Origin of the sequence: Crossiella sp. CA198 (genome assembly GCF_052078295.1) — a bacterium.
Classification (GTDB): domain Bacteria; phylum Actinomycetota; class Actinomycetes; order Mycobacteriales; family Pseudonocardiaceae; genus Crossiella.
Map to the genome: position 1 here is coordinate 164,397 of NZ_JBQJIM010000014.1, position 26,213 is coordinate 190,609.

Below are 26,213 nucleotides of genomic sequence, written 5' to 3' on the forward strand. Positions count from 1 at the left end.
CGGCACAATCCCGCCGTTCCCGACTGGAGGAGGCAGGTAGCAGGTGAATCTCATCGACAACGGCGATGTCGAACGCGGCACCGGCGGCGCGGGGGAGCCAACCCCGGCGGTGCCGGGCTGGCAGACCGTGGAAGGCGCGCCCGCGATCATCCGGTACGCCGCGGGCGGCGGCTACCCCACCGCGCTGGACCCGGGCCCGGCCGACCGCGGCGCCCAGTTCCTCGGCGGCGGCACCAGCCCGCGCACCCGGCTCACCCAGACCGTGCGGCTGCCCGCAGGCGCGGTCTTCCGGTTCTCCGGCTGGCTCGGCGGGTTCGCCACCCAGCAGGACGGGGTCCGGCTGTCGGTGGAGTTCCTCGACCGCACCGGCTACCCGATCGGCCTGGCCGTGCTCGGCCCGGTCACCGCCCAGGAACGCGGCCTGCGCACCGGTCTGTTCGAGCAGACCACCACCGGACCGGTGCCCGCGGGCAGCACGCACGCCCGGATCACGCTGCTGTTCACCCGCTCCGGCAGCGGCAGCTCCAACGACGGCTACGCCGACAACCTCAGCCTGACCGTGGGAGCCCGCTGATGCTGAACCGACGCACCCTGCTCCGCGGCGCGGCCACCGCGGGCGCCCTCGGCGCCGTCTGGCCGCTCTCGGCCGCGCTCAGTCCGGCCCAGGCCTACGCCGCCGCGGCCGACCTCGGCGTCAGCTGGGACCCCAAGCCGTTCACCCTCGGCGTGGCCTCCGGCGACCCGATGCCCACCAGCGTGGTGCTGTGGACCCGGCTGGCCCCGGACCCCCTCGCCGCCGAACAGCCGCTACCGGCCGCGGTCGAGGTCAGGTGGATCGTGGCCGAGGACCGCGAACTGCGCCGCAAGGTCGTCTGCGGCACCGCCCCGGCCACCTCGCTGCTGGGGCACGCCGTGCACGTCCCGGTGCACGGGCTGCGTCCCGGCCGCACCTACTACTACGCCTTCGAGGCCCTCGGCCGGCGCAGCCGGGTCGGCCGCACCCGCACCGCCCCGGTCGGCAAGGTGGACAAGGTCCGGTTCGCCTCGGCCAACTGCCAGGCCTTCCACGACGGCCTCTACGCCGCGCACCGCGGCATCGCCAGGGAGAACCTGGACTTCGTGGTGCACCTGGGCGACTACATCTACGAGCACGGCAAGGTCGGCGGCAGCCACATCCGCGACCACGACGGCCCGGAGATCCTCACCCTGGCCGACTACCGCAAGCGGCACGCCCTCTACAAGGGCGACCCGTCGCTGCGCGAGGCACACGCCGCGCACCCGTGGTTCCTGACCTGGGACGACCACGAGGTGGTCAACGACCACAGCGGCACCACCGGCGACGCCCCGTTCGTCAAGCGCCGGGCCGCGGCCTACCAGGCCTGGTACGAGCACATGCCCGCGCGGGCCGAGACCGGGCTGCCCGACATCCAGATCCACAAGCAGCGCCGCTGGGGCGACCTGCTCGACCTGACCATCCTGGACCTGCGCCAGTACCGCTCGGCGCAGAACCTGCCCGAGGGCACCATCCTGGGCGCCGAGCAGCGCGCCTGGCTGGGCCGCCAGATCGACTCACCCAGCGACGCCTGGCACTGCTGGGTCAACTCGATCATGCTCAGCCAGCTGGCCAAACCCGGTGGCGGCTACTACTTCACCGACCAGTGGGACGGCTTCCGCACCGAGCGAAACAGTGTGCTCGGCCAGGCCCACCAGAAGGGCCTGGAGGACCTGGTGGTGATCACCGGCGACTGGCACTCCGCCTTCGTCGATGACATCCGCCCGGACTTCGACAACGCCGAGTCCCCGGTGATCGGCACCGAGTTCACCGCGCACTCGGTCACCTCGGGCGCCTACTCCGCGGAGTGGAACGCCACCAACGGACCGGTGATGGGCAAGGCCAACCCGCACCTGAAGTACTTCGAGGGCAACCGCTACGGCTACGACGTCTACGAGGTCACGCCGCGGCGCTGGTCCACGCACCTGCGGGTGATCGGCGACCGGAAGGTGGCCGATTCGCCGGTGAGCACGCTGACCACCTTCCACGTCGACCGCGGCAAGGCAGGCAGCTACGAGGACCCGGCCACCGCAGGCTCGGCCGCGCAGTACCGGCGGCGCTGAACCTCCGGGTCACGATGGCCGTCACGCCGAGGCGCGCACGGCCATCGTGACCCCCAGGACCAGCATGGTCACCGCGATCAGTGAGTCCAGCACCCGCCAGGCGACCGGCTTGGCGAACAGCCCGGACAGCGAGCGCGCGCCGAAGCCGAGCGCGCCGAACCAGAGCAGGCTGCCCGCGACCGCGCCTGCGGCGAAGATCCAGCGGGCCGCGCCATAGCCGTTGCCGACCGAGCCGAGCAGCAGCACCGTGTCCAGGTAGACGTGCGGATTGAGCCAGGTCAGCGCCAGGCAGGTGAGGATCGCCGCGCGCACCGAGCCGCCACCGGTAGTCCCGGCCTGTAAAGCCGAGGGGCGCAGGGCGCGGCGGGCGGCGAGCAGGCCGTAGCCGACCAGGAAGACCGCACCGGCCCAGCCGACCACGGTCAGCGCGCCCGGCCACAGCTGGACCAGGCCGCCGATGCCGCTGACCCCGGCCACGATGAGCACCGCGTCGGAGATCCCGCAGATGGCCACCACCGGCAGCACGTGCTCGCGGCGCAGTCCTTGGCGCAGCACGAAGGCGTTCTGCGAACCGATCGCGATGATGAGGGACAGGCCAGTGCCCAGACCGGCGGCCAGCGGTGTCAAGTATCCGTACACGTTCTTGACGCTAAGGAGCGAAGATCCAGCAGGCCAGCTAAAGATTCTTCACTATCATTAGCCATCGTGATGGACGAGCTGCCGTTCGACCAGGTCCGCACCCTGCTCGCCGCGGTCGACGAGGGCACCTTCGAGGCAGCCGCGCGGGCCCTGCACGTCACCCCGTCCGCAGTCAGCCAGCGGATCAAGGCCCTGGAACAGCGGGTCGGCCGGGTGCTGCTGCAACGCGCCAAACCGGTCCGGCTCACCTCCTCCGGCGAGGTGGTGGCCCGGTTCGGGCGGCAACTCGCGCTGCTGGCCCACGACGCCCGCGCTGAACTGGGACTACCCGAGGACGGGCGACCCACCGTGCTGCCGGTGGCGGTCAACGCCGACTCACTGGCCACCTGGTTCCTCACCGCGCTGACCAGGGTCCCCGAACACCTCCAGGTGTGCTTCGCACTGCGCCGGGAGGACCAGGACCACACCACCGACCTGCTGCGCGAGGGCCTGGTGCTGGCCGCGGTCACCTCCACCGTCGAACCCGTGCAGGGCTGCTCGGTGCGCCCGCTGGGCCGGATGCGCTACCGGGCGATGGCCAGCCCGGCCTTCCGCCGGCGCTGGCTCACCGGCGGCCCGCTGGCCGAGCTGCTGCCCGCGGCGCCGGTGGTGGTCTTCGACGGCAAGGACGACCTGCAACACCGCTTCGCCCGCGACCTCACCCAGCGCGAGCCGAGCAGCCGTCAGCACCTGGTGCCAGCCTCGGATGTGTTCCTGGCCGCGGTGGTGCAGGGCCTGGGCTGGGGGATGATCCCGGACGGGCAAGCCGGCGAGCACGCCGCCCGCGGCACGCTGGTCGACCTCGCCCCGCCGCACCCGGTGGACGTGCCGCTGTACTGGCAGCAGTGGAAGCTGGACTCACCGCCGCTGTCCGCGCTGGCCGAGGCGGTGGTCCGCACTGCGGCCGAACACCTCACCCCACTATCTTGACCTCCACCACGCTGGAGGTAGCACCCTTCTGACATGCCGATTTCCGAGGATCTCCCGCCGGATACCCCAGCTGTGGTGGCCGACTACTGGTTCGCGCTGGAATGCCCCTGGCTCGGCTGGTTCGAGCCCGCGACCGGCGCCGACCTGTCCGCGGTGGCCTGAGCCGATATTGAGCGGCGGCGCCCGCCCGGACTGCCTACGCTGCGGCCATGCGTGATCTGCTGACGCTGCCCAAGACCCACCTGCACGTGCACCTGGAGAGCACCCTGCGCCGGGCGACCCTCCAGGAGATCGCCACCAAACATGGCATCGAGCTGCCGGCCAGCCTCACCAGCGACGGCGCTTCCTTCCAGGGCTTCCGGGCCTTCGCCGACGCCAACTCGCACATCCGGGACTGCCTGCGCGAACCCGCCGACTTCCGCCGGATGGCCCGCGAGTTCTGCGCTGACGAAGCCGCCCAGGGCACCCGCTACGCCGAGATCCGCTTCACCGCCGCCGCGCACGGCGAACGCCTCGGCGACCTGGCCATGCCGCTGACCGCCATGCTCGAAGGACTCGATGCGGGCCAGGCCGCACACGGCATCGAGGTCCAGGTCATCCTGGACCACTCCCGCCGCCGCTCGGTCGAACGCGCCCAGCGCACCCTGGACCTGGCCCGCCGGTTCCCCGGCCGGGTCATCGGCCTGGACATGGCGGGGGAGGAGACCTACTCCCTCGCGCCATTCGCCCAGGTCATCGCGGAAGCCAAGGACGCGGGCCTGCACCTGGTGCACCACGCCGGCGAGTCCTGCGGACCACCCAGCATCCGCGAAGCCCTCACCCTCGGCCGCACCGAACGCCTCGGCCACGGCTTCCGCGTCCTGGAAGACCGCGAACTCGCCGCCGAGGTCGCCGACCGCGGCATCCCCCTGGAAGTCAGCCCCTCCTCCAACGTCACCCTCGGCCTGGTCCCCGAGCTGCCCAGCCACCCGCTGCCCGACCTGCTGGCCGCCGGCCTGGTCGTCACCCTCAACACCGACATCCCCAACTTCACCGGCGTCACCCTCACCGAGGAGTACCAGCGCGTCCGGGACACCTTCGGCCTCACCGACCCGCAACTGGCCGACCTGGCCAGGGACGCCGCCGACGCCTCCTTCGCCTCGCCGGAGACCAAGGCGGCGCTGCACCGCGGCATCGATGCCTGGAGCGCCGCACCGCCGGTGACCGCGATGCGATAAACAAGGCGCCGTGCCCAACCTCGTGCTCGGACCGCTGCTGCGCCACGTCGATGACAACTCGGCCACCGTCTGGGTGGAGACCGACGGCCCCGGCACAGTCCGGGTGCTCGACGTCGAAAGCGGCACCTTCCAGGTCGGCGGCCACCACTACGCGCTGGTCGTGCTCAGTGGCCTGGACCCGGACACCGAACACGAGTACCAGGTCCACCTCGACGGCCAGGCGGTGTGGCCGCTGCCGGAGTCCGGCTACCCGCCCAGCGTCATCCGCACCCTGCCCGACCAGGCCGATCACCCGGTGCGGGTCTCCTTCGGCTCCTGCCGTTTCGCCAGGCCCGAGGACCCGGCCCGGCGCGCCAAGGTCGGCTACTGCGCGCTGTCCGCACTGGCCAACCGCCTGCGCGAGCTGCCGGTGCGGGAACGGCCAGAGGCGCTGCTGCTGCTCGGCGACCAGATCTACGCCGACGAGACCACCGACCGCACCCAGCAGTACCTCAAGCAGCGCCGCGACCTGGCCGAACCGCCCGGCATCGAGGTCGCCGACTACGAGGAGTACACCCAGCTCTACCACGAGAGCTGGTCCGAACCCGAGGTCCGCTGGCTGTTCTCCACCGTGCCCACCTCGATGATCTTCGACGACCACGACGTCCGCGACGACTGGAACACCTCCGAGACCTGGCGTACCGAGATGGCGGCCAAGTCCTGGTGGGCCAAGCGGGTCCGCGGCGCGCTGGCCTCCTACTGGGTGTACCAGCACCTGGGCAACCTCAGCCCCGCCGCACTGGCCAAGGACGAGGTGTACCAGCAGGTCCAGGGCCTGCATGGGGCGGACGCGCAGGAGCTGCTGGAATCGCACGCCCAGCGCTGGGACACCGAGATCGGCGAACACAAGCAGGCCCAGTGGAGCTTCTGCCGCGACTTCGGCCCGGTCCGCCTGCTCATGGTGGACAGCCGGGCCGGTCGCATCCTGCGCGATGGCCGCCGCAAGATGCTCGACGACGAGGAATTCGCCTGGCTCACCGCCCAGCTCGCCGGGGCCGGAACCGAGTACCGCCACCTGCTGCTGGGCAGCTCCCTGCCCTGGCTGCTGCCCCCGGTGATCCACCACCTGCAGGCCCGCAACGAACACGCCGCCACCCGCCCCGGCCGGCGCGGACGCCTGGCCGAACGCATCCGCCAGCTCGGCGACTTCGACCACTGGGCCAGCTTCCGCGAGTCCTTCGACCAGCTCTCCCAGGTCCTGCACGAGGCGGCGGGCAAGACCGACGGCACGGTCGCGGTGCTCTCCGGCGACGTCCACCACAGCTACGTCGCCCGCACCACCGCCGACACCCCCGTGCACCAGCTGACCTGCTCACCCCTGCGCAACGCCGAACCGGCCATGTTCAAACCGGCCCTGCACGTGGGCTGGTGGCGCCTGCCTTCGGCGCTCATGCACGCCTGGACCCGCCTCTCCGGCGTCCCGGCCCAGCCCACCCACTGGCGCAAAACCGCGGGCCCCTACTTCGGCAACCTGCTCGCCACCCTGGACCTGACCAGCACCGAAGCCACCATCACCTTCGAACGCGCCACCGAGACCACCCTGACCGAGGTGGCCCGCCTGCCCCTGCGGTGACCACTCAGGCCCGCGCCAGCTCCTCGGGCAGGTGCAACACCGTCGGCCGGTCGGCCTCGAACGCCCGCGCCAGCTCCACTCGCAACGACTCGGCGTCGGCCACCCGAACCCCGTGGCACCCCAGCGCGCGCCCCAGCGCCGCGAAGTCCGGCGACGGCAGATCCACCGCGTGCACCGGATCCTCCCGCGCCACCATCTCCGCCCGGATCTCCCCGTACCCGGCGTTGTCCACCACCAGCACCGGCAACGCCAGCCCGAGCTGCGCCGCGGTGGCCAGCTCCGCCACGGTGAACATCACCCCACCGTCCCCGAGCAACGCCGCCGTCCGCACTCCCGGACACGCCACCGCGGCCCCGATGGCAGCAGGCAGCCCGTACCCCAGGGTGCCGAACCCGGTCGGATACAGAAACCCGCCCGGCCGCTGCACCGGCAGATTCGTCAGCGCCCCGTAATAGCAGGCCATCGCACTGTCGGCCGCCAAGATCCCGTCCCCGAGGGCCTCGCCGAGCACCTCCAGCAACCACAACCACCGAGCCCCCTCGGCCCGCCCCTGCTCCCGCAACCGCTCCCGCCACCAGGCCGCCCGCTGCACCCCGTCCCGAAGTTCTCCTCCGGCGAGCCGGGGGAGCAGCTCGGTCAGCACCGCCCCGGCATCCCCCACCACCTCCACCTCCGGCGCGGCGTTGACCCGCAGCTGCCCCGGATCCACATCCACCCGCACCAGGCACCCCGGCCGGGCCAACGGCTCCACCCAGAAGTCACTGGGCGCCAGCTCGCTGCCCAGGACCACCAGCACATCGCAGTCCCGCACGAACTCCGCCGCCCCCGGCAAATGCACCCCCGCCCCCAGGCTCAACGGATGCCCCTCGGCTAGCACCCCCTTCCCGTTGGCCGTGCTGAGCACCGGCGCCCCCACCAGTTCGGCCAGCTCCCGAACCAGCCCCGCCGCTCCCTTGGCCCCGCCGCCCACCAGGAGCCCAGGCCGCCGAGCGGTCCCCAGCACCTCCGCCACCCGGGCCAACACCCCGGGCTCCGGCCGCACCGACCCCACCGGCAGCGGTCCCGCAACCTCGACTTCGGCGGCCTCCCCCAGCACATCCACCGGAATCTCCAGGTGCACCGGCCGAGGCCGCCCCGCCCGGAAGTAGGCGAACGCCTCCGCCACCGCCCCCGGGATCTCCGCCACCGAGGTCACCCGCAGGCTGTATCCCGCGATCGCCCGCATCGCCGCGGACTGGTCCTTCATCTCGTGCAGGTACCCGTTGCCCCGCCCCGGATGCCGCAGCGGCAGCCCTGGGGAGATCAGCAGCACCGGCACCGAGTCGGAGTAGGCCTGCCCGATCGCCGCCGCGGCGTTCAGGGTCGCCGGCCCCGAGGTCACCACGCACACCCCCGGCCGTCCACTGGCCCGCGCGTACCCGTCGGCGGCATAGGCGGCGCCCTGCTCGTGCCGGGTGCTCACATGCCGCACCCCTTCGGCGGCCAGGTGCCGGTAGATCTCCAGGTTGTGCGTGCCCGGAATCCCGAACACGGTGTCCACCCCGTGCGCCAGAAGTGCCTGCACCACTGCCTGTCCACCGGTCACCTTCACCACGTCACCCCTGGCATCCGCTCTCCCCGCTCGCTCGTCCCAGTCACGTCCGCCCGAGTCTCAGCGGCCCGAGTCTCAGCCGCTCCAGTCACGTCCGCTCCAGCATCAGCCGCCCGTGCCCGCGCCGCCTGCTGATCCCGCCCCGCCATCGGCACCAGCAGCGCGTCCACCGCGACCGCCCCCGACGGCCCGACCCGCAACGGGTTGATCTCGCCCTCCGCCAGGTCGCCCCGCGCCAGCGCCACCCGCGACACTGCGGCCACCACCCGGGCCGCCGCCTCGACGTCCACCGCCGGACGGCCCCGCCATCCCGCCAGCAACGGCCACCCCCGCAACCGCCGCAGCATCCTCCCGGCCAGCTCCGCGTCCACCGGCGCCAGTTCCACCGTGACGTCCCGGTACACCTCAGCCAACGTGCCTCCGATCCCGACCAGCACCACCGGCCCGAACGCCGGATCCCGCCGGAACCCCACGATCAGCTCGACCACACCCGCACGCTGATCCTGCACCTCGACCACGTACCCATGCTCGCCGAGCCGCCCCGCCAGCTCGTCGTACCCGGCCAGCACTGCCACCGGATCCGCCAGTCCCACCCGCACCGCGTCCTGCTCGGTTCGGTGCTCGATCCAGCCCGCCTTCAGCACGAACGGCCCACGCATCCGCGCGGTCGCCGCCAGCACCTCGGTCCGGGAGGCCACTGGTTGAGCGGCCGGATACGGCACGCCGAACGCGGACAGCAACTCCCGGGCACTCCAGTAGGTGATGACACTCGGCGCTGAGTCACTCCAGGGGGCGTTCACCGTTGCCGTGGTGCTCCGGGTTTCCTGACCCACGGCCCTGGAGTCCGCGCCGCGCGCCGACAGGTCCCGGGCGGCCCCGGCTCGCCATTGGGCGGCCAGACCGAGGGCCTCGACCGCCATGTCGATCTCGGCGTGCACGGTCACGCCGCCGGCCCGCAGCACGGCCACCGCGGGCGCCTGCGGATCGTTCGCGGCCATGCTGTGCACCACCAGTGGACACCCGCCGCGACCGAGTTCGACCAGGCGTTGCGCCGCCGCGATCTCGATGGCAGCCAGCCCTGGCGTGTCCACCGCGTACCGGCCGAAGTAGCCGGTCAGCAGCACCGCGTCGACGTCTCCGCCGTCCAGCACCCGCTTGATGGCCGCCGGGTAGCTGCCCAGGTCCGCCTCGCCCGTCCCGGCCAGGTCGACCGGGACGCCCGGCCTCAGTCCGGCCTCGCTCACCAGGTCGGCGGCCAGCGCGCCCTGGCCGCCGCTGTCGCTGACCACGCCGACGCGATCACCGCGCGGGATCCCCGCGGCGAGCTGGGCGGCGGCACGCACCGCCTCGGCCGGGGTGCGGGCCAGGATCGCGCCCGCGGCACGCAGGGCCGCGCGCACCACATCGGTGGTGGAGCTGAGCGCGCCGGTGTGCGAGCGGACCGCGGCCGCGCCGACCGGGCTGGCCCCCGCGGTCAGCACCACCACCGGCTTACCGGCTGCGCGCAGCCGGGCGAGGGTCGCGAGCACCGTGCGGCCGTCCCCGAAGCCCTCCAGGTACAGCAGCACCACCCGGGTGCGGGCGTGACCGGCCAGGCCGTGCAGCAGGTCGGTCGCGGTGACATCGCACTGGGCGCCAACCGAGACGAACCGCGACACCCCCAGCCCCGCCGCGGCGGCCAGGCCGGCCACTTCCAGCCCGAGCTGACCGCTCTGCGAGACGATGGCCAGCGCACCCGGCACGCACTCGCCCCACAGCAGCCGCAGCTCGGCGTCGGCGTCGTAGAGACCGAGGCAGCTCGGGCCGAGCAGCCGGGCCCCAGCCCGCCGGACCCGGTCGGCCAGAGCCGCCTCAGCCGTGGGGGTGAACCCGCTGGTGATCACCAGGAACGCCCGCACCCCCAGTGCGAGGGCGTCCTCGACCACCTCTGGCACGGCCCGCGCCGGCACGCAGACCGCCACCAGCTCCGGCGCCTCGGGCAGCGCCCGCACGCTGGTCAGGCACTCCCGCCCGGCGACCTGGCCACCGCGGTGGTTGACCAGGTGCACCCGTCGCCGGTGCGCGCCCGCCAGCGCGCCCAGGGCCAGCCAGTGACCCCATTTGGCCGGGTCGGCCGAAGCGCCGACCACCGCCACCGAGGCCGGGTCGGTGAACCGGGCCAGCGTGCTCACCTCGGCCTGGCCAGCGACCTGGCGATGATCAGCCGCTGGATGTCGGAGGTGCCCTCCTCGATCTCCTCCAGCTTGGCGTCGCGCAGCCACTTCTCGACCAGGAACTCCCGCGAGTACCCCCAGCCGCCCAGTGTCTGCACCGCGGCCCAGGCACACCACATCGCGTTCTCCGAGGCGGTGACCTTCGCGATCGCCGACTCCGCCGCGACCGGCTCGCCCCGGTCGAACAGCTGGGCCGCCCGCACGGTCAGCAGGTGCGAGATGTCGACCTTGGCCGCCATATCGGCCAGCCGGAAGCCGACCGCCTGGTGCTCGATGATGGGCGTGCCGAACTGCACCCGCTGCCGGGCGTAGTCGGTGGCCGTGTCCAGGGCGGCCCTGGACAGACCGGTGCAGGCGGCGCCGATGAGGATCCGCGAGGCGTCGAAGGTCCGCATGAGCCCGCGGAAGGCCTCACCGTCCCCGCCGAGCCGGTGCTCGACCGGCACCCGCACCTCGTCCAGGAAGACCTCGGCGTTGACGATCGCCCGCTGCCCGAGCTTGCGCATGGGCGGGCCGACCGTGAGCCCCGGCCGGTCTCGTTCCACCACGAAGGCGGTGACGCCGCGCGAGCGCAGCGCCGGGTCCACCGTCGCGAACACCACGAAGAACTCGGCGTAGGGCGCGTTGGAGATCCAGGTCTTCTGCCCGGTCAGCACGTACTCCGCGCCGTCGCGCACGGCCCGGGTCCGCAGGCCTGCGGCATCGGAGCCGATGTCCGGTTCGGTCACCGCGACCGCGGTCAGCGGCGGGTTCTTCCCGCACAACGGCGCCAGCCAGCGGTCCTGCTGCTCCGGCGAGCCCAGTGCGAGCAGCGGACCGGCGGTGAACCCGCTGGAGGTCAGCAGGTTGCCGATGCCGATGTCGCCGTAGCAGAGTTCCTGCTGGATGAGGGCCTGGGTGAGCAGGTCCTCGATCCCGCCGCCGCCCAGCCGGGCGGGCAGCATCAGGTCGGTCAGGCCCAGCGCCGCGGCACGAGTCCACAGTTCAAGCGGGCTCTCCGTGTCAGCCTCATCCACCGTGCGCGCCACCGGACGGATTTCCGTCGCGGCGAAATCCCGGGCGAGGCTGATGAAGTCCCGTTGTTCCGCGGTGAGATCGAGCCCGTCCCGCACCTGCCGCACAGCCACCTCCGCCACTAAGTGACTGATCAATCAGTCAGCAGCAATCTGGTATGGCTGTCGCGGGATGTCAAGAGGGACGGAGACCCATGCTCGACCACCTCGTGCTGGCGACGCCGGACCTGGCCGGCACCGTTGACCTGATCCACCTCCTTTCCGGCGACCGCCCGGTACCAGGCGGTCGCCACGTCGAGTTCGGAACCGCGAACTACTTACTCGGCCTGGGTGAGCAGGCCTACTTGGAGATCATCGGACCGGATCCGGCCCGCGAGGCCGAGCCGACGATCTTCGGACTCGGCACGCTGACCGGCCCCAGCCTGGTGACCTGGGCCGCCCGCACCACCGACATCGATGCGAGCGTGGCCGCCGCCCGCGCCCGCGGGGCCGATCCGGGCGCACCGCAGGCGATGGGGCGGCTCACCACCGACGGACGGCAGCTGAGCTGGCGGCTCACCCCGCCAGGCACTGGAGTCGTCCCGTTCCTGATTGACTGGGGCGGCACAACACACCCGGCCAGGAACCTTCCGATGGCGGCGCTGGTGGAGCTGCACGCGTGGTCTCCGGATCCAGACCCGCTGCGCGCCACCCTGGCTGCACTGGACGAGGCACTGCCGATCCGTCCAGCCAACCGCGTCGGCCTGAGAGCAGTTGTACACGGCCGGAAGGGCCAATTCGACCTGATTACAGCTCCCTGAGCAATTCCGCCCTGATCGAGTTATTCAGCGTTCACCCTGGGCAGAATGACGGGCGCGAATCGAGACGCAGCGTGTTCAGTTGAGGCATGCGCGCCCAATATGATGACATCGCGGACTGGTACGAGCACGACTTCCTCGCCGCCCAGCAAGGCTCCGACCTGCTGGAACTGACCGGACTGCTGGCTGACCTGCTCGGCCCCGGAAGTGGCCCCTGCCTGGAAATAGGCTGCGGAACCGGTGCGCACGCGGGCCGGCTCCGGGCGCTGGGCTGGACGCCGGTCGGACTCGACATTTCTTGCGGTATGCTCGCCTCACGCGTCGGCGAAATTGCCGGTTGCCCAGGCCGACGCCGAATGTCTCCCTATCGCCGACAGTTCGCTGGCGGCCGTGGTGACGGTGCTGACCCACACCGATATGCCCGGCTACCCGGCGGTGCTCCGCGAGGTGGCCCGAGTCCTGCGCCCAGGCGGCGTGTTCGTCCACCTCGGGGTGCACCCGTGTTTCTGCGGCGGTTTTGCCGACCGGTCTGAGCCGGCGGCCATAGTGATCAACCCCGGCTACCGGGACAACCATTGGACGACCGAGTCGTGGACCGCTGACGGTCTGCGCGACAAGGTCGGCGCCACCCATCGGCCACTGCCCGACCTGCTGAACGAGTTCCTGGCCGCGGGCCTGGTGCTCGAACGCTTCGGGGAGGGCGGCTCGCCGACACCAGTGGTGCTGGGGATACGGACCCGCAATGCCGGCACCGGCTATTGACGAGATTCCACCCGCGGTTCAGTCCGTCGTTTCGCGGACGTCCTTTCCGTGCTCGGCGAACGCCTTGAAGTCCCGCATGTGCTGTAGCGACTGCTTGCGGAAGGTGCCGGGCATCAAGAGCGCCACCAGCCGCATCAGCAGGCTGCTGAACCGGTACTCGTTCTCGCTCACCCAGAGCGTCGTCTCCAGGTCGGTTTCGGTAAAGCGTTCGCGCGCGGCGCTCCACATGCCATTGCCGACGATCTCGCGCTCGTAATGGACGACGCTCTCCCTCGCGATCCCGTGCGGGTCCACCGGTTCCCGGCGCGTGATGGTCTCGGTGCACTCCATCTGCTGCTGCCCCGTCTGCAGCACCACTCGCGACTTGGTGCCGACCTGCCCGTGCACCCCGCTCAGCGGCTCATGCAGCACCAGGCCCCGCAGCCACTTCGGCAGATGTTCCGGGTCGGCGAGCAACTGGACCACTCGCTCCCGCGGCAGGGCGATCTCGATCGAGACGGTGTACTTCATGGCGGAGCGCTCCAGTTCTCGAGTGAATGGACGCACATTAACAGCTTCGCCTTAGCTGAATTCGCGCTAATTCATCGTGGAGGCAACGTAGGGGCGCCGATTCCGGAACTCGCGCCGGTGATGATCGCGGTGGCTGCCGACGTCGGGGCACCGATCAACGCTGATCGGGTGTGAACAGGTGGTCCAGGTGATCGCGGAGGACGTGCTCGGCGGACTCGGCGTCGCGCTGGCCGGCGATCACGCTGGAGACCAGGCCGCCGGTGAGGGACATCAGCGCCGCGGCGAGCAGGGACGGGTCCCGGTCCGGGGCGATCTCGCCTGACTGCTGGGCCTGGCTGATCTGGTCGGTGAGGTAGCGCTCCATCTTGTCCGGCGTGGTGCCCAGGTTGCGGTTGGCGAAGGCCGGGTCGGTGATCATCAGCGTCTGGAAGGCGACGAAGGTGAGCTGGACGCGGTGGCTGGCCTCGTCGGTGGGCAGCAGGCCGGTCAGCGCCGCGTACAGGATGCTGCGCGGGGTCGGGGGCAGGCCCGCGGCGCGGATGCGCTCGATCATGCGGTCGTTGAGTGTGCCGACCAGGCGGGCCATGCCGTCGAGCAGCAGTTCTTCCTTGGTGTGGAAGTAGTACTGCACCAGCCGCAGGGACACCCCGGCCTCGGCGGCGACCTCGCGCATGCTCGCGGCGTGCAGGCCGCGGGTGCCCGCGATGCGCAGCAGTGCCTCCGCGATCTCGGTGCGGCGCTGCTCATGATCAACCCGTTTTGGCACGGCGCACACCCTACGACAACCCAACTTCTGATACGTTCGTATCATAACCGAGAGTGATGGGGGATCGCATGGGTAAGGAGCGCGTGGGAGGGTTCAAGCACGAGCGGGCCCGGCAGGAGTTCATCCGGGTCCATGACGAGCTGATGGACGAGTACTGGCCCTCCGCCAGGGACTTCGTGGAGGTCGAGACCTCCTTCGGGCGCACCCGGGTACAGCGCAACGGCTCCGGCGACGGGGTGCCGCTGGTGTTGCTGACCGGGGCCGGTGGGACCCCACTGGGGTTCCGGCCGGTCATCCGGCAGCTCAGCGCCGTGCATCCGGTGCTGTCGCTGGAGACCATCGGCGAGCCCGGCCACCATCGGCAGCAGAAGCCGGTGCTCGACTTCGCCGACCTGGCGAGCTGGCTGGTCGAGGTGCTCGACGCGCTGGGTGTCGAGCGCGCGCATCTGGTGGGCTGCTCCTACGGGGCGTTGATCTCGGCGCACACCGCGTTGCACGCGCCGGAGCGGGTGGCCTCGGTGACCCTGATCGATCCGCCCGCACTGGCGCGGTTGGGCTGGCGGGCCATCCGCTGGCTGCTCCTCTGCGGATTGTGCACCCCGATGCCCAGGCCGATCCGGGCGTGGGCGGCCCGACGGCTGCCCAACGCGACGCTGCTGGAGGGCTGGCTGCCGCGGCTGTTCCCGAAGATGATCGGGTACCGGCGGGTGCTGCCGGACGCGGTGGTCTTCACCGACGCCCAGCTGGCCGCGCTGTCGGTGCCGTCGCTGTTCCTTTTCGGCGAGCGCAGTGTTCTGCACGATGCGGCAGCCGCACGGGCGCGAGTGGCCGCCTTTGCGAACATCACCGGCGCCGTGGTCGTGCCAGGGGCCGGTCACGTGGTGCACATTGATGATCCAGAACGGACGGTCGGGCTGGTGCTGGACTTCCTCGGATCGCGCGTCGGCCGGCCCGGGGACTCAACGGTGGGGACTCATGACGACTGACTACGTGGGCCGGTTTCCGAGCGAGGCCGTGCGGCAGGACTACATCCGCGGCTACGACCGGCTGCTGGCCGAGCACTGGCCGCCGCTGACGGTGACCACCGACGTGCCGACCTCCTTCGGCACCACCCGGGTGCATCGCAGCGGCCAGGAATGCGGGGTGCCGCTGGTGCTGCTGCCGGGGTCGAACGGGGCGCCGTTGATGTTCCGCGGCCTGGTGCACCAGCTCAGCGCGGCCCATCCGGTGTTCGCGGTGGAGGCGATCGGCGAGCCGGGGCACCATCACCAGGACAAGCCGGTGCGCGATGGCCGGGACCTGGCGGCCTGGCTGGTCGAGGTGCTCGACGGGCTGGGGGTGGCGCGCGCCAGTCTGGTGGGGTCCTCCTATGGGGCCTGGACGGCGATGCACACCGCGCTGCACGCCCCGGAGCGGGTGGCCTCGCTCTCGCTGCTGGACCCGCCAGGGTTCGAGCAGGTCGGGGTGCGGTTCGTGTCCTGGGCGATGGCCTGCTCGGCGTTTTTCGGGGCGCCGCGGGAGATGCGGGAGTGGGCGGCGCGGTCGCTGACCAACGCGGCGCTGACCGAGGACTGGCTGATGCCGTTGGCCCCGGCCATGTTCGCCTTCCGCCGGGTGCTGCCCAACCCGCCGGTGTTCACCGACGAGGAGCTGCTGGCGCTGAGCGTGCCCAGCCTGTTCCTGCTCGGGGAACGCAGTCAGCTGCACGATTCGGCGCTGGCCAGGCAACGCCTGGCGGGGATGTCGAGCATCACCAGGGTCGAGGTGCTGCCCGGCACCGGGCACGCGATGTCCCTCGATGATCCGGCGGCGGTGCTGGCCAGGGTGCTGGAGTTCGTGGGCAGCCTGGTCCGGGCCTGACCTGGACCCGGTTCGGCGCCACCCGCGGCGTCGAACCGGGTCCGGCCGGGTCAGGCGCGGATGCGGGTGCCCTTGGGGTCGAACAGCGGGTCGCGTTCGACCACGCCGGGCACCCAGCGGCCGAAGATCTCCACCTCGACCTCGGTGCCGATCTTGACCCGGTCCACCGGCAGGTAGCAGAAGGCGATGGCGCGGCCCACGCTGTAGCCATAACCGCCGGTGGTGACCCGGCCCAGCACCTCGCCGCCGACCCGGACCGCCTCGCTGCCCAGCGGCCAGGCCAGCGGATCGTCCAGGGTGAGGCAGCGCAGGCGGTGGGTGAAGCCGGTTTCCTTGCGGCGCAACAGGGCTTCGCGGCCGTGGAAGCCGCCTGGCTTGTCCGGTTTGACGCAGAAGCCCAGGCCGGCCTCGTACGGGGTGCGTTCCGGGGTCAGGTCCGAGCCCCAGAGCCGGTAGCCCTTCTCCAGGCGCAGGCTGTCGATGGCCCGGTAGCCGCCGGCGATGACACCGTGCTCCTGCCCGGCTTCCCACAGCGTGCGCCACAGCGCGGCGCCGTACTCGCTGGAACAGTACAACTCCCAGCCCAGCTCACCGGCGAAGGTCACCCGCAGCGCGCGGACCGGGACGTCGCCGACGGTGGTCTCCTGGGCGGTGAGGTACGGGAAGGCCTCGTTGTCCAGGGCGGCGGGGGTGAGTCCGGCCAGGATCTCCCGGGAACGCGGGCCCCACAGGGCGAAGCAGGACCAGGCGCCGGTGACATCGGCGATGCGGACCGAGCCGTCGTCCGGGGCGTGGCGGCGCAGCCAGGCCGCGTCGTGCGAGCCGAAGGCGGTGCCGGTGACCACCTGGAACTCGTGTTCGCCCCAGCGGGTGACGGTGAAATCGCATTCGATGCCGCCGCGGGCGTTGAGCGCCTGGGTGTAGGTGATCGCGCCGACCGGGCCCGCGACCTCGTTGGCGCACACCCAGTCCAGCAGCTTCGCCGCGCCGGGGCCGGTGACCTCGATCTTGGCGAAGGAGGACTCGTCGAACAGGCCCGCGCGCTCCCGGGTGCCCAGGTGTTCGGCGCCGATGGCCGGGGACCAGTTGCGGCCTGCCCAGCCGTGCGGGCGCCAGGACTCCTGACCGGCGGCGGCGTTGCGTTCGTAGTGGTTGACCCGTTCCCAGCCGGACTTCTCCCCGAAGCTGGCCTCGTGCTCGCGGTGCCAGGGGTAGGCCGAGGACACCCGCAGCGGACGGCCCGCGCCGCGTTCGCGGTGCGGGAACGGGATGTCGTAGTAGGTCTCGTAGTTCTCCACCGTGCGCTTGCGGGTGTAGCCAGGGGAGCGGTACTGGCGGCCGAAGCGGCGGATGTCCATGTGTGAGAGGTCGAACTCCGGTTCCCCGGCCACGATCCACTCGGCCATCACCTTGCCGATGCCGCCTGCCCCGGCGATGCCGTGTGCGCAGAACCCGGCCGCCACGAAGAATCCGCCGACCTCGGTCTCGCCGAGGCAGAACTCGTTGTCCGGGGTGAAGGCCTCCGGGCCGTTGATCATCTTGCGGATGCCCGCGGTGGCCATGGTCGGCACCCGCAGCTGGGCGGCCTCGGCGATCTCGGCGAAGCGGTCCCAGTCCTCGGGCAGCAGCTTGCCGTTGAAGTCCGGCGGCACCGCCTCGAAGTTCGCCCCGGTCTGCGCCCAGGGCGCGGAGTCGCGTTCGTAGCCGCCCATGAGCAGCCCGTCGACCTCCTCGCGGAAGTAGACCAGGTTGTCCGGGTCGCGCAGGGTCGGCAGGTGGCCGCCATCGCGCGGGCGGACCGGCTCGGTGATCAGATACTGGTGCGACATGGGCACGATCGGCACCCGCACCCCGGCCAGCCTGCCGATCTCGGCGGCGAACATGCCACCGCAGTTGACCACGATCTCGGCCTCGATATCGCCGCGTTCGGTGCGCACACCGCGGACCCGGCCCTCGCGCACGTCGATGCCCAGCACCCTGGTGTGCGGGAAGATCCGCACCCCGCCCGCGCGGGCGCCCGCGGCCAGGGAATAGGTGAGCTGGGCCGGGTCGACGTAGCCGTCGGTGGCCAGGTAGGTGCCGCCGAGCACGCCGGAAGTGTCCAGCAGTGGGAACAGTTCCTTGGCCTCGGCCGGGCTGATCTCCTGCAGCGGCAGGTCAACGGTGCGGGACCAGCCTATCTGCCGCCGCGCCTCGTCCATCCGCTCGGGGGTGCAGGCCAGCCGGATGCCGCCGCAGGGCACGAACCCGACCGGGTTCTCCCTGGCCTCCAGCTCGGCGTAGAGCTGGGCGGAGTAGATGTTCATCCGGGTCAGGGTCACATCGGCGCGCAGCTGACCGACGAGTCCCGCCGAGTGGAAGGTCGAGCCGCTGGTCAGCTCGTCGCGGTCGAGCAGCACGACGTCTCGTTCGCCGAGCTTGGCGAGGTGGTAGGCGATGCTGGTACCGCCGACGCCGCCGCCGATCACGACGATGCGGGCGCGGGCTGGGAGCGTTCGGTCCACGGACACGAGTCCTTGGTAGCGCAGGTGGGCCGGTCGGGGGAACCAGGCGGCCGCGTGTCTTGACGGACAAGTGTGCGCGCCAACACACTCGGCGACTATGTCGGCGACCGTGCAGGACGCGATCAGTCAGGTCCCGGCGTGGACGGGACGGCGGGTGGAGCTGCTGCCGATGACCGGCGGACTCAGCCACCAGGTCGCGCACCTGCGGGTGGACGGCGTCGATCAGGTGCTGCGGGTGCTCGACCCCGCGGTGGCCGAGGCCGGGCTCGGCGTGCCCCTGGCGCAGGAGATCGCCAACACCGTGGTGGCCGCGGAATCCGGTGCGGGGCCACGGGTCCTGCACATCATCGAGGCGCTGCCCGCGCTGGTGCTGGAGTACCTGCCGGGTCGCACGCTGAATTTCGCCGACACCCGTGAACCCGGCCGCATCCCGCAGCTGGCCGCGGCCTGCCGCCGGTTGCACGCCGCGCCGCGGCCCTTCGCCAACGACTTCGACATCTTCGCCAAACAGCAGCAGCTGCTCGAGATCTGCCGCCGCCACGACCTGACCCTGTTCGAGGACTACCTGACCCACCTGCCGCTGGCCCAGCAGCTGCGGGCGGTGCTGGGCGCGGACCCGCTGCCGGTGCGGCCGTGCCACAACGACCTGCTGGCGGAGAACTTCATCGCCGAGCCCGGCGGCATCCGGATCGTGGACTACCAGCTCAGCGGCAACGGCGACCCCGGCTTCGAGCTGGGCAACATCTGCGCCGAAGGCCAGTTCGACCCCGACCGGGCAGCCCTGCTCGCCGAGGCCTACTTCGGCGGCGCCGACCCCCGGCTGACCGCCAGGGCGCGGTTGTTCCAGGCGATGTCGGACTTCACCTGGACGCTGTGGTTCTGCATCCACCACGGCCTGCTCAGCAAGCCCGGCAGCACCTTCGACTACTGGGGTGAGGCCGCGGGCAAATGGGGGCGGGCCAAGGCCGCCCTGACCGATCCCGGGCTGGGCCGGCTGCTGGAACTGGCCCGCTGAGGGCTTGACAGGGTTTGTAACCTCGCTCACAAATATGGGCAATGGTCTGACCGTTGACCAATCAGCCGCTGTCCGGACCGCAGGTGGAGGCGCGCGTGAGCACAGAACAGCCCAAAAGCGGGGGAGTGGACTACACCCACGTCGAGGCGGCCTACCTGGAGCAACGCCAGCTCAAGAAAGGCGCGGCGGGCTGGGTGCTGCTCGCCGGGCTCGGCGTCTCCTACGTCATCTCCGGGGACTTCTCCGGCTGGAACTCCGGCCTGGCCCAGGGCGGGTTCGGCGGTCTGCTGATCGCCACCATCCTGGTCGCGGTGATGTACACCTGCATGGTCTTCGGCCTGGCCGAAATGGCCTCGGCGATGCCGGTGGCCGGGGCGGGCTACGGCTTCGCCCGGCGTGCCCTCGGTCCGCTGGGCGGGTTCGCCACCGGCACCGCGATCCTGATCGAGTACACCATCGCGCCCGCGGCCATCTCGGTGTTCATCGGCGGCTACGTCCAGGCGCTCGGACTGTTCGGGCTGACCAACAGCTGGCCGGTCTACCTGGTCTGTTACGCCATCTTCGTCGGCGTGCACCTCTACGGCGTCGGCGAGGCGCTGCGGCTGATGTTCGTCATCACCGCCATCGCCGTGGTCGGTCTGGTGATCTTCGTGGTGGCCATGATCCCGATGATCGACCTGTCCCGGCTCACCGACATCCCGCCCACCGACGCGGTCGGGGCCAGCGCGTTCCTGCCCTTCGGCTACGCCGGGATCCTGGCCGCCTTCGTCTACGGCATCTGGTTCTTCCTGGCCATCGAGGGCGTGCCGCTGGCCGCGGAGGAGGCGCGCAACCCGCGCAAGGACATGCCCAAGGGCATCGTGGCCGCGATGCTGGTGCTGCTGGTCTTCGCCGCGCTGATCCTGATCGCCGCGCCGGGCGGGGCGGGCAGCAACGCGCTGAAATCCTCGGACAACCCGCTGCCCGCGGCCCTGCGCGCGGTCTACGGCAGCAACGCGGTGATCGCCGACATCGTCAACTACATCGGCCTGGCCGGGCTGGTGGCCAGCTTCTTCTCCATCATCTACGGCTACTCCCGGCAGCTCTTCGCCCTGTCCAGGGCCGGTTACCTGCCGCGGAAGCTGTCGGTGACCGGCAAGCGCAAGACGCCGATCCTGGCACTGCTGGTGCCAGGCGCGATCGGGTTCATCCTGGCCGCGATCACCCAGAACGGCGCCAAGCTGATCAACATCGCGGTCTTCGGCGCGGCCGTGTCCTATGTGCTGATGATGGTCTCGCACATCGTGCTGCGGGTCCGGGAGCCGAACCTGCCGCGCCCCTACCGCACCCCGGGCGGGGTGGTCACCACGAGCATCGCGCTGGTGCTGGCCGCCGCGGCGGTGGTGGCCACCTTCCTGGTGGACATCCTGGCCGCCGGGGTGATGGCCGGGATCTTCCTGCTGGCCCTGGCCTACTTCTGGTTCTACAGCCGCCACCACCTGGTCGCGGAGGCCCCGGAAGAGGAGTTCGAGGCGGTGCGTCGCGCCACCGCCGAACTGGAGGACCCGTGAGATCGTGGCGCTCATGAGTTCCGAACCGGAGCCGCCCGCCACCCTGGCCGACCAGGCCGTCTTCCGCCCGGTCCGCAGTGGCAACGCCTTCGAGGAGGCGGTGGAGCGGATCCTGCAGGCGATCAAGCTCGGCGTGGTCGGCCCTGGTGAGCGGCTGCCTGCCGAGCGGGATCTGGCGGTGCGGCTGGGGGTGAGCCGGATGACGCTGCGGGAGGCGATCCGGGCGTTGCAGCAGTCCGGGTACGTGGAGTCCCGGCGCGGGCGCTTCGGCGGCACCTTCGTGGTCAGCAGGGCCGAGGACGCCCCGCGCGGCAAGGCCCGGCTGCGCAAGCTGGTGGTCGGCATGGGCTCGGTCGGCCTGGAGGACACGCTGACCTTCCGCGAGGTGCTGGAGACCGGCGCGGCCTGCGCGGCGGCCACCCGGGGGCTGCCCGAGCCGGAGCGGGCGCTGCTGCGCGCGGTGCACGAGCAGGTCCGCACCGCCACCCCGGAGACCTACCGGCACCTGGACTCCCGGTTCCACCTGGCCATCGCGCAGATCACCGGCTCGCCCTCGCTGGCCTCGGCGGTGGCGGACAACCGGATGCGGATCAACGAGCTGCTGGACGCGATCCCGTTGCTGGGACACAACATCGAGCATTCGCACGAACAGCATGAGCGGATCGTGATGGCGGTGCTGGCCGGGGACGGCCCGGCGGCGCGGGCGGCGATGGCCGAGCACCTGGCGGGCACCGCGGCGCTGCTGCGGGCCTTCCTGAGCTGACCCGGTCCACGCCGGCTGACCTGCGCGCTTGACAGTGTCGTGGGTCACCCACCATCCTGCAAAGGTCCAATCGCAGACCATTACGGAGGCGGTCGTGTCGCAGTCGGGAACCACAGCCCCGCTCTCGCTGGCCCGCCTGCGCGAGCTGGTCGACATGGGTGAGATCGACACCGTGCTGCTGGCCATGACCGACATGCAGGGCCGGTTGCAGGGCAAGCGGATCGCCGCCCGGCACTTCCTCGACGACGTCGTCCCGCACGCCGCCGAGGCCTGCAACTACCTGCTCGCCGTCGATGTGGACATGAACACCGTCGGCGGGTACCGGATGTCCTCCTGGGAAACCGGCTACGGCGACTTCACCCTGCGCCCGGACCTGGACACGCTGCGCCTGGCCACCTGGCACCCGGCCACCGCGCTGGTGCTGGCCGACGTGGTCTGGGCCGACGGCTCCCCGGTCCCCGCCTCGCCGCGGCAGATCCTGCGCCGCCAGCTGGACCGGCTGGCCGAACGGGGCCTGGTCGCCCAGGTCGGCACCGAGCTGGAGTTCATCGTCTTCGACGACAGCTTCGAGCAGGCCTGGAACACCGGCTACCGCGACATGACCCCGAGCAACCAGTACAACGTGGACTACTCGCTGCTGGGCACCTCCCGGATCGAGCCGCTGCTGCGCCGCATCCGCAACGAGATGACCGCGGCCGGGCTGCGGGTGGAATCGGCCAAGGGCGAGTGCAACCCCGGCCAGCACGAGATCGCCTTCCGCTACGCCGAGGCGCTGGCCAGCTGCGACAACCACAGCATCTACAAGACCGCCGCGAAGGAGATCGCCGCCCAGGAGGGCAAGAGCCTGACCTTCATGGCCAAGTACAACCAGCGCGAGGGCAACTCCTGCCACATCCACATCAGCCTGCGCGGCGCCGACGGCAGCCTGGTCTTCGCCGGCGATCGCCGGCACGGCATGTCCGCGCTGGCCGAGCACTTCCTGGCCGGGCAGCTGGCCCACCTGCGTGGGCTGACCCTGCTGCTCGCGCCGAACATCAACTCCTACAAGCGGTTCGTGCCCGGCAGCTTCGCCCCCACCGCGGTGGCCTGGGGCCCGGACAACCGCACCTGCGCACTGCGCCTGGTCGGGCACGGCGGGGCCAGCCTGCGGGTGGAGAACCGGGTGCCCGGCGGCGACGTCAACCCGTACCTGGCCACCGCCGCGCTGATCGCGGCCGGTCTGGACGGCATCGACAACGAACTCCCGCTGGGCGAGGCGCTCACCGGCAACGCCTACGCCAGCGAGGCCGAGCACGTGCCCTCGACCCTGCCCGAGGCGGTGGATGCCTTCGCGGGCAGCGAGCTGGCCAGGGCGGCCTTCGGTGAGGACGTGGTGGCGCACTACCTCAACGCCGCGCGCATCGAGATCGCCGCCTACCAGGCCGCCGTCACCGACTGGGAGCTGTTCCGTGGCTTCGAACGCCTCTGACGCGCCCGTCATCGGGATCAGCTGCTACCGGGAGAGCGCGGCCTGGGGCGTGTGGGAACGCCCGGCCGCCCTGCTGCCCGCCGGCTACCTCGACGCGGTCACCGCCGCGGGCGGCATCCCGGTGCTGCTGCCACCGGGCGCCACCGCAGCCAGGGTGCTGCCCCGGCTGGACGGGCTGATCCTGGCCGGCGGCGCCGATATCGACCCCCAGCGTTACCAGGCACCACCGCACGAGCACACCACCGGCATCCGCCCGGACCGGGACAGCAGCGAACTCGCGCTGCTCTACCACGCCCTGGACCGGCGCACCCCGCTGCTGGCGATCTGCCGGGGCGCGCAACTGCTCAACGTCGGCCTCGGCGGCACCCTGCACCAGCACCTGCCCGAGGTGCTCGGGCATCGCGACCACCAGCCCGCGCCCGGCCGCTTCGGCCGCACCACGGTGCGCCTGGAACCGGGGTGCCCGCCGGCCACGCTGCTCGGGGAGAAGATCGAGGTCTCCTGCTACCACCACCAGGCCATCGACCGGCTCGCCCCGGGCCTGGAGGCGGTCGGGCACGCCGCCGACGGCACCATCGAGGCCGTCCGGCAACCCAGCCACCCGTTCGCGCTCGGGGTGCAGTGGCATCCCGAGGAGGACACCGCCGACCCCGCACACCCCAGCGCGCCGCTGTTCGCCGCGCTGGTGACCGCAGCCCGAGGAGCGACCGCGTGAGCGCCACCCACGACCTGATCAACCCGGCCACCGGCGCGGTCTTCGACACCATCGCGCTGGCCGATGCGGCCGCCGCCGACGCCGCGATCGAACGCGCGGCCAAGGCATTCCCGGCCTGGCGCGCGGTCAGCCCCGGCGACCGGGCCCGGCTGCTGCACCGCTTCGCCGAAGCGGTGGACGCCGACCTGGAGCACCTGGCCGCGCTGGAGGTCCGCAACGCCGGGCACACCATCGGCAACGCCCGCTGGGAGGCAGGCAACGCCAGGGACGTGATCCGCTACTACGCCGGCGCCCCCGAACGGCACTTCGGCCGCCAGATCCCGGTGGCGGGCGGCCTCAACGTCACCTTCCACGAACCCCTGGGCGTGATCGGGGTGATCGTGCCGTGGAACTTCCCGATGCCGATCGCCGCCTGGGGCTTCGCCCCCGCACTCGCGGCCGGGAACACCGTGGTGCTCAAACCCGCCGAGCTGACCCCGCTCACCGCGGTCCGGCTGGCCGAACTGGCCTGCCAGGCCGGGATCCCCGAGGACGTCTTCCAGGTGCTGCCCGGCGCCGGCCGGGTGGTCGGGCAGCGGTTCGTGACCCACCCCAGTGTGCGCAAGGTGGTCTTCACCGGGTCCACCGCGGTCGGCAAACAGATCATGGCCGGCTGCGCCGACCAGGTGAAACGCCTGACCCTGGAACTCGGCGGGAAGAGCGCCAACATCGTCTTCGCCGACGCCGACCTGGACAAGGCCGCGGCCGCCGCCCCGTACGGGGTGTTCGACAACGCGGGCCAGGACTGCTGCGCCCGCTCCCGGATCCTGGTCCAGCGCGAGGTCTACGACCGGTTCCTGGAACTCCTGGAACCCGCGGTCAAGGGCGTGGTGGTCGGCGATCCGGCTGCCGAGGCCACCGAGATGGGCCCGCTGATCACCGCCGCGCACCGTGACCGGGTCGCCTCCTACGTGGATGAGACCACCGTGGCCTACCGCGGCCAGGCCCCCGCCGGGGACGGGTTCTGGTACCCGGCCACCGTGCTGCTGCCCCGGGACGAGCGGGACCGGGCCTGGCGGGAGGAGATCTTCGGGCCGGTGGTCTCGGTGCTGCCCTTCACCGACGAGGCCGACGCGCTGCGGCTGGCCAACGACACCGAGTACGGCCTGTCCGGCTCGATCTGGACCCGGGACGCCGGCCGCGCGCTGCGGGTGGCCCGCGGGGTGGAGGCCGGGAACCTCTCGGTCAACTCGCACTCCTCGGTGCGCTACTGGACGCCCTTCGGCGGGTTCAAGCAGTCCGGACTCGGCCGTGAGCTGGGCCCGGACGCCTTGGACGGGTTCACCGAGGTCAAGAACGTGTTCGTCAGCACTGAGGAGAACTGATGGGACGGCTCACCGACCGCGTCGCGGTCATCACCGGCGCGGCCAGCGGCATCGGCCTGGCCACCACCCGCCGCTTCGCGGAGGAGGGCGCCACGGTGGTGGTCGTCGACATCGACGAGACCACCGGCAAGCAGGTCGCCGACGAGGTCAACGGCCTGTTCGTGCGGGCCGATGTCACCAGCGCCACCGACGTCGAGGCGCTCTACGCCACGGTGTTCGAGAAGTACGGGCGCATCGACATCGCCTTCAACAACGCCGGCATCTCCCCGCCGGAGGACGACTCGATCCTGACCACCGGCCTGGAAGCCTGGCGCAAGGTGCAGGAGGTCAACCTGACCTCGGTGTACCTGTGCTGCAAGCACGTGCTGCCCTACATGCAGCGCGCGGGCAAGGGCTCCATCATCAACACCGCCTCCTTCGTGGCCGTGATGGGCGCGGCCACCAGCCAGATCTCCTACACCGCCTCCAAGGGCGGCGTGCTGGCGATGTCCAGGGAACTGGGTGTGCAGTTCGCCCGCGAGGGCATCCGGGTCAACGCCCTGTGCCCCGGCCCGGTGAACACCCCCCTGCTCCAGGAACTCTTCGCCAAGGATCCCGAACGCGCCGCCCGCCGCCTGGTGCACATCCCGATGGGCCGCTTCGCCGAGCCCGCCGAGATCGCCGCCGCGGTGACCTTCCTGGCCAGCGACGACTCCAGCTTCATCACCGCCTCCCAGTTCCTCGTCGACGGCGGCCTCACCGGCGCCTACGTCACCCCGCTGTAGCGCGGT

24 protein-coding genes are annotated in these 26,213 nt (G+C 71.5%); 17 read left to right on the forward strand and 7 right to left on the reverse strand.

Going from position 1 to position 26,213, the window contains the following annotated elements; translation table 11 throughout:
• Positions 1 to 43: 43 nt before the first annotated feature.
• A complete protein-coding gene (locus tag ACTOWY_RS24130) occupies positions 44 to 574 on the forward strand; it encodes a hypothetical protein (protein WP_441311932.1) in 531 nt (176 codons plus the stop codon).
• On the forward strand, positions 574 to 2,115 hold the full coding sequence (locus ACTOWY_RS24135; RefSeq protein WP_441311933.1) for an alkaline phosphatase D family protein: 1,542 nt from the start codon (positions 574 to 576) through the stop codon (positions 2,113 to 2,115). The genes ACTOWY_RS24130 and ACTOWY_RS24135 overlap by 1 nt, the downstream gene beginning before the upstream one ends.
• A gap of 21 nt (positions 2,116 to 2,136) precedes the next feature.
• On the opposite strand, the gene ACTOWY_RS24140 is transcribed toward ACTOWY_RS24135, so the two are convergent.
• Complete coding sequence (locus tag ACTOWY_RS24140) at positions 2,137 to 2,754, reverse strand: LysE/ArgO family amino acid transporter (RefSeq protein WP_441311934.1); 618 nt, start codon at positions 2,752 to 2,754, stop codon at positions 2,137 to 2,139.
• 69 nt (positions 2,755 to 2,823) lie between these two features.
• On the opposite strand from ACTOWY_RS24140, the gene ACTOWY_RS24145 reads away from it, so the two are divergent.
• Genes ACTOWY_RS24145 through ACTOWY_RS24160 form a run of 4 tightly spaced genes read left to right on the forward strand, consistent with a single transcriptional unit; the run spans position 2,824 to position 6,552 of the window.
• The gene (locus ACTOWY_RS24145) at positions 2,824 to 3,723 is read left to right on the forward strand and encodes a LysR family transcriptional regulator ArgP (protein ID WP_441312039.1); all 900 of its coding nucleotides are present in this window, start codon (positions 2,824 to 2,826) and stop codon (positions 3,721 to 3,723) included.
• 33 nt (positions 3,724 to 3,756) lie between these two features.
• Positions 3,757 to 3,885: a hypothetical protein gene (locus tag ACTOWY_RS24150; RefSeq protein ID WP_441311935.1), complete on the forward strand. Its 129-nt coding sequence runs from the start codon at positions 3,757 to 3,759 to the stop codon at positions 3,883 to 3,885.
• A 47-nt stretch (positions 3,886 to 3,932) separates the two neighbouring features.
• Positions 3,933 to 4,940, forward strand: a complete 1,008-nt coding sequence (add, locus tag ACTOWY_RS24155; protein ID WP_441311936.1) for an adenosine deaminase — start codon at positions 3,933 to 3,935, stop codon at positions 4,938 to 4,940.
• Between the two features lie 10 nt (positions 4,941 to 4,950).
• The gene (locus ACTOWY_RS24160; RefSeq protein ID WP_441311937.1) at positions 4,951 to 6,552 is read left to right on the forward strand and encodes an alkaline phosphatase D family protein; all 1,602 of its coding nucleotides are present in this window, start codon (positions 4,951 to 4,953) and stop codon (positions 6,550 to 6,552) included.
• Positions 6,553 to 6,556: 4 nt separating this feature from the next.
• On the opposite strand, the gene ACTOWY_RS24165 is transcribed toward ACTOWY_RS24160, so the two are convergent.
• The 3 genes from ACTOWY_RS24165 to ACTOWY_RS24175 are packed head-to-tail and all read right to left on the reverse strand — an operon-like array spanning position 6,557 to position 11,477.
• Positions 6,557 to 8,143, reverse strand: a complete 1,587-nt coding sequence (locus ACTOWY_RS24165) for a thiamine pyrophosphate-binding protein (protein WP_441311938.1) — start codon at positions 8,141 to 8,143, stop codon at positions 6,557 to 6,559.
• Complete coding sequence (locus ACTOWY_RS24170) at positions 8,140 to 10,314, reverse strand: acetate--CoA ligase family protein (protein WP_441311939.1); 2,175 nt, start codon at positions 10,312 to 10,314, stop codon at positions 8,140 to 8,142. Before ACTOWY_RS24170 ends, ACTOWY_RS24165 begins: the two co-directional genes overlap by 4 nt.
• The gene (locus ACTOWY_RS24175; RefSeq protein WP_441311940.1) at positions 10,311 to 11,477 is read right to left on the reverse strand and encodes an acyl-CoA dehydrogenase family protein; all 1,167 of its coding nucleotides are present in this window, start codon (positions 11,475 to 11,477) and stop codon (positions 10,311 to 10,313) included. The genes ACTOWY_RS24170 and ACTOWY_RS24175 overlap by 4 nt, the downstream gene beginning before the upstream one ends.
• Before the next feature lie 86 nt (positions 11,478 to 11,563).
• Between ACTOWY_RS24175 and ACTOWY_RS24180 the strand changes: the two genes are divergently transcribed.
• Together ACTOWY_RS24180 and ACTOWY_RS24185 are read left to right on the forward strand one after the other, a co-directional pair.
• Positions 11,564 to 12,169, forward strand: a complete 606-nt coding sequence (locus ACTOWY_RS24180; protein WP_441311941.1) for a VOC family protein — start codon at positions 11,564 to 11,566, stop codon at positions 12,167 to 12,169.
• A gap of 237 nt (positions 12,170 to 12,406) precedes the next feature.
• Positions 12,407 to 12,928, forward strand: a complete 522-nt coding sequence (locus ACTOWY_RS24185; RefSeq protein WP_441311942.1) for a class I SAM-dependent methyltransferase — start codon at positions 12,407 to 12,409, stop codon at positions 12,926 to 12,928.
• An 18-nt stretch (positions 12,929 to 12,946) separates the two neighbouring features.
• Here the strand turns inward: ACTOWY_RS24185 and ACTOWY_RS24190 are convergent, their stop codons facing one another.
• Positions 12,947 to 13,438, reverse strand: a complete 492-nt coding sequence (locus ACTOWY_RS24190) for an SRPBCC family protein (RefSeq protein ID WP_441311943.1) — start codon at positions 13,436 to 13,438, stop codon at positions 12,947 to 12,949.
• Positions 13,439 to 13,592: 154 nt separating this feature from the next.
• Positions 13,593 to 14,204 carry a TetR/AcrR family transcriptional regulator gene (locus ACTOWY_RS24195; protein WP_441311944.1) on the reverse strand — a complete coding sequence of 204 codons (612 nt, stop codon included), beginning with the start codon at positions 14,202 to 14,204 and terminating at the stop codon, positions 13,593 to 13,595.
• Between the two features lie 83 nt (positions 14,205 to 14,287).
• On the opposite strand from ACTOWY_RS24195, the gene ACTOWY_RS24200 reads away from it, so the two are divergent.
• Both ACTOWY_RS24200 and ACTOWY_RS24205 read left to right on the forward strand, forming a co-directional pair.
• Positions 14,288 to 15,190: an alpha/beta fold hydrolase gene (locus tag ACTOWY_RS24200; protein ID WP_441311945.1), complete on the forward strand. Its 903-nt coding sequence runs from the start codon at positions 14,288 to 14,290 to the stop codon at positions 15,188 to 15,190.
• Positions 15,180 to 16,064: an alpha/beta fold hydrolase gene (locus tag ACTOWY_RS24205; RefSeq protein ID WP_441311946.1), complete on the forward strand. Its 885-nt coding sequence runs from the start codon at positions 15,180 to 15,182 to the stop codon at positions 16,062 to 16,064. Before ACTOWY_RS24200 ends, ACTOWY_RS24205 begins: the two co-directional genes overlap by 11 nt.
• 50 nt (positions 16,065 to 16,114) lie before the next feature.
• On the opposite strand, the gene ACTOWY_RS24210 is transcribed toward ACTOWY_RS24205, so the two are convergent.
• A complete protein-coding gene (locus tag ACTOWY_RS24210) occupies positions 16,115 to 18,568 on the reverse strand; it encodes a GcvT family protein (RefSeq protein ID WP_441311947.1) in 2,454 nt (817 codons plus the stop codon).
• Between the two features lie 97 nt (positions 18,569 to 18,665).
• Here ACTOWY_RS24210 and ACTOWY_RS24215 point away from each other — a divergent pair, with 97 nt between their 5' ends.
• From ACTOWY_RS24215 to ACTOWY_RS24245, 7 genes are all read left to right on the forward strand, one after another.
• Complete coding sequence (locus ACTOWY_RS24215; RefSeq protein WP_441311948.1) at positions 18,666 to 19,583, forward strand: phosphotransferase; 918 nt, start codon at positions 18,666 to 18,668, stop codon at positions 19,581 to 19,583.
• Positions 19,584 to 19,678: 95 nt separating this feature from the next.
• Positions 19,679 to 21,133, forward strand: a complete 1,455-nt coding sequence (eat, locus tag ACTOWY_RS24220) for an ethanolamine permease (protein WP_441311949.1) — start codon at positions 19,679 to 19,681, stop codon at positions 21,131 to 21,133.
• Between the two features lie 13 nt (positions 21,134 to 21,146).
• Positions 21,147 to 21,896, forward strand: coding sequence for a FadR/GntR family transcriptional regulator (locus tag ACTOWY_RS24225; protein WP_441311950.1), 750 nt, complete (start codon positions 21,147 to 21,149; stop codon positions 21,894 to 21,896).
• A 154-nt stretch (positions 21,897 to 22,050) separates the two neighbouring features.
• Complete coding sequence (locus ACTOWY_RS24230) at positions 22,051 to 23,364, forward strand: glutamine synthetase family protein (RefSeq protein ID WP_441312040.1); 1,314 nt, start codon at positions 22,051 to 22,053, stop codon at positions 23,362 to 23,364.
• Positions 23,345 to 24,079: a gamma-glutamyl-gamma-aminobutyrate hydrolase family protein gene (locus ACTOWY_RS24235; protein WP_441311951.1), complete on the forward strand. Its 735-nt coding sequence runs from the start codon at positions 23,345 to 23,347 to the stop codon at positions 24,077 to 24,079. The genes ACTOWY_RS24230 and ACTOWY_RS24235 overlap by 20 nt, the downstream gene beginning before the upstream one ends.
• Positions 24,076 to 25,443 carry an aldehyde dehydrogenase family protein gene (locus ACTOWY_RS24240; protein ID WP_441311952.1) on the forward strand — a complete coding sequence of 456 codons (1,368 nt, stop codon included), beginning with the start codon at positions 24,076 to 24,078 and terminating at the stop codon, positions 25,441 to 25,443. The genes ACTOWY_RS24235 and ACTOWY_RS24240 overlap by 4 nt, the downstream gene beginning before the upstream one ends.
• Entirely contained in the window at positions 25,443 to 26,207 is a 765-nt protein-coding gene (locus ACTOWY_RS24245; RefSeq protein ID WP_441311953.1) for a 3-oxoacyl-ACP reductase, read from the forward strand. The genes ACTOWY_RS24240 and ACTOWY_RS24245 overlap by 1 nt, the downstream gene beginning before the upstream one ends.
• The last annotated feature ends 6 nt before the right edge of the window (positions 26,208 to 26,213 follow it).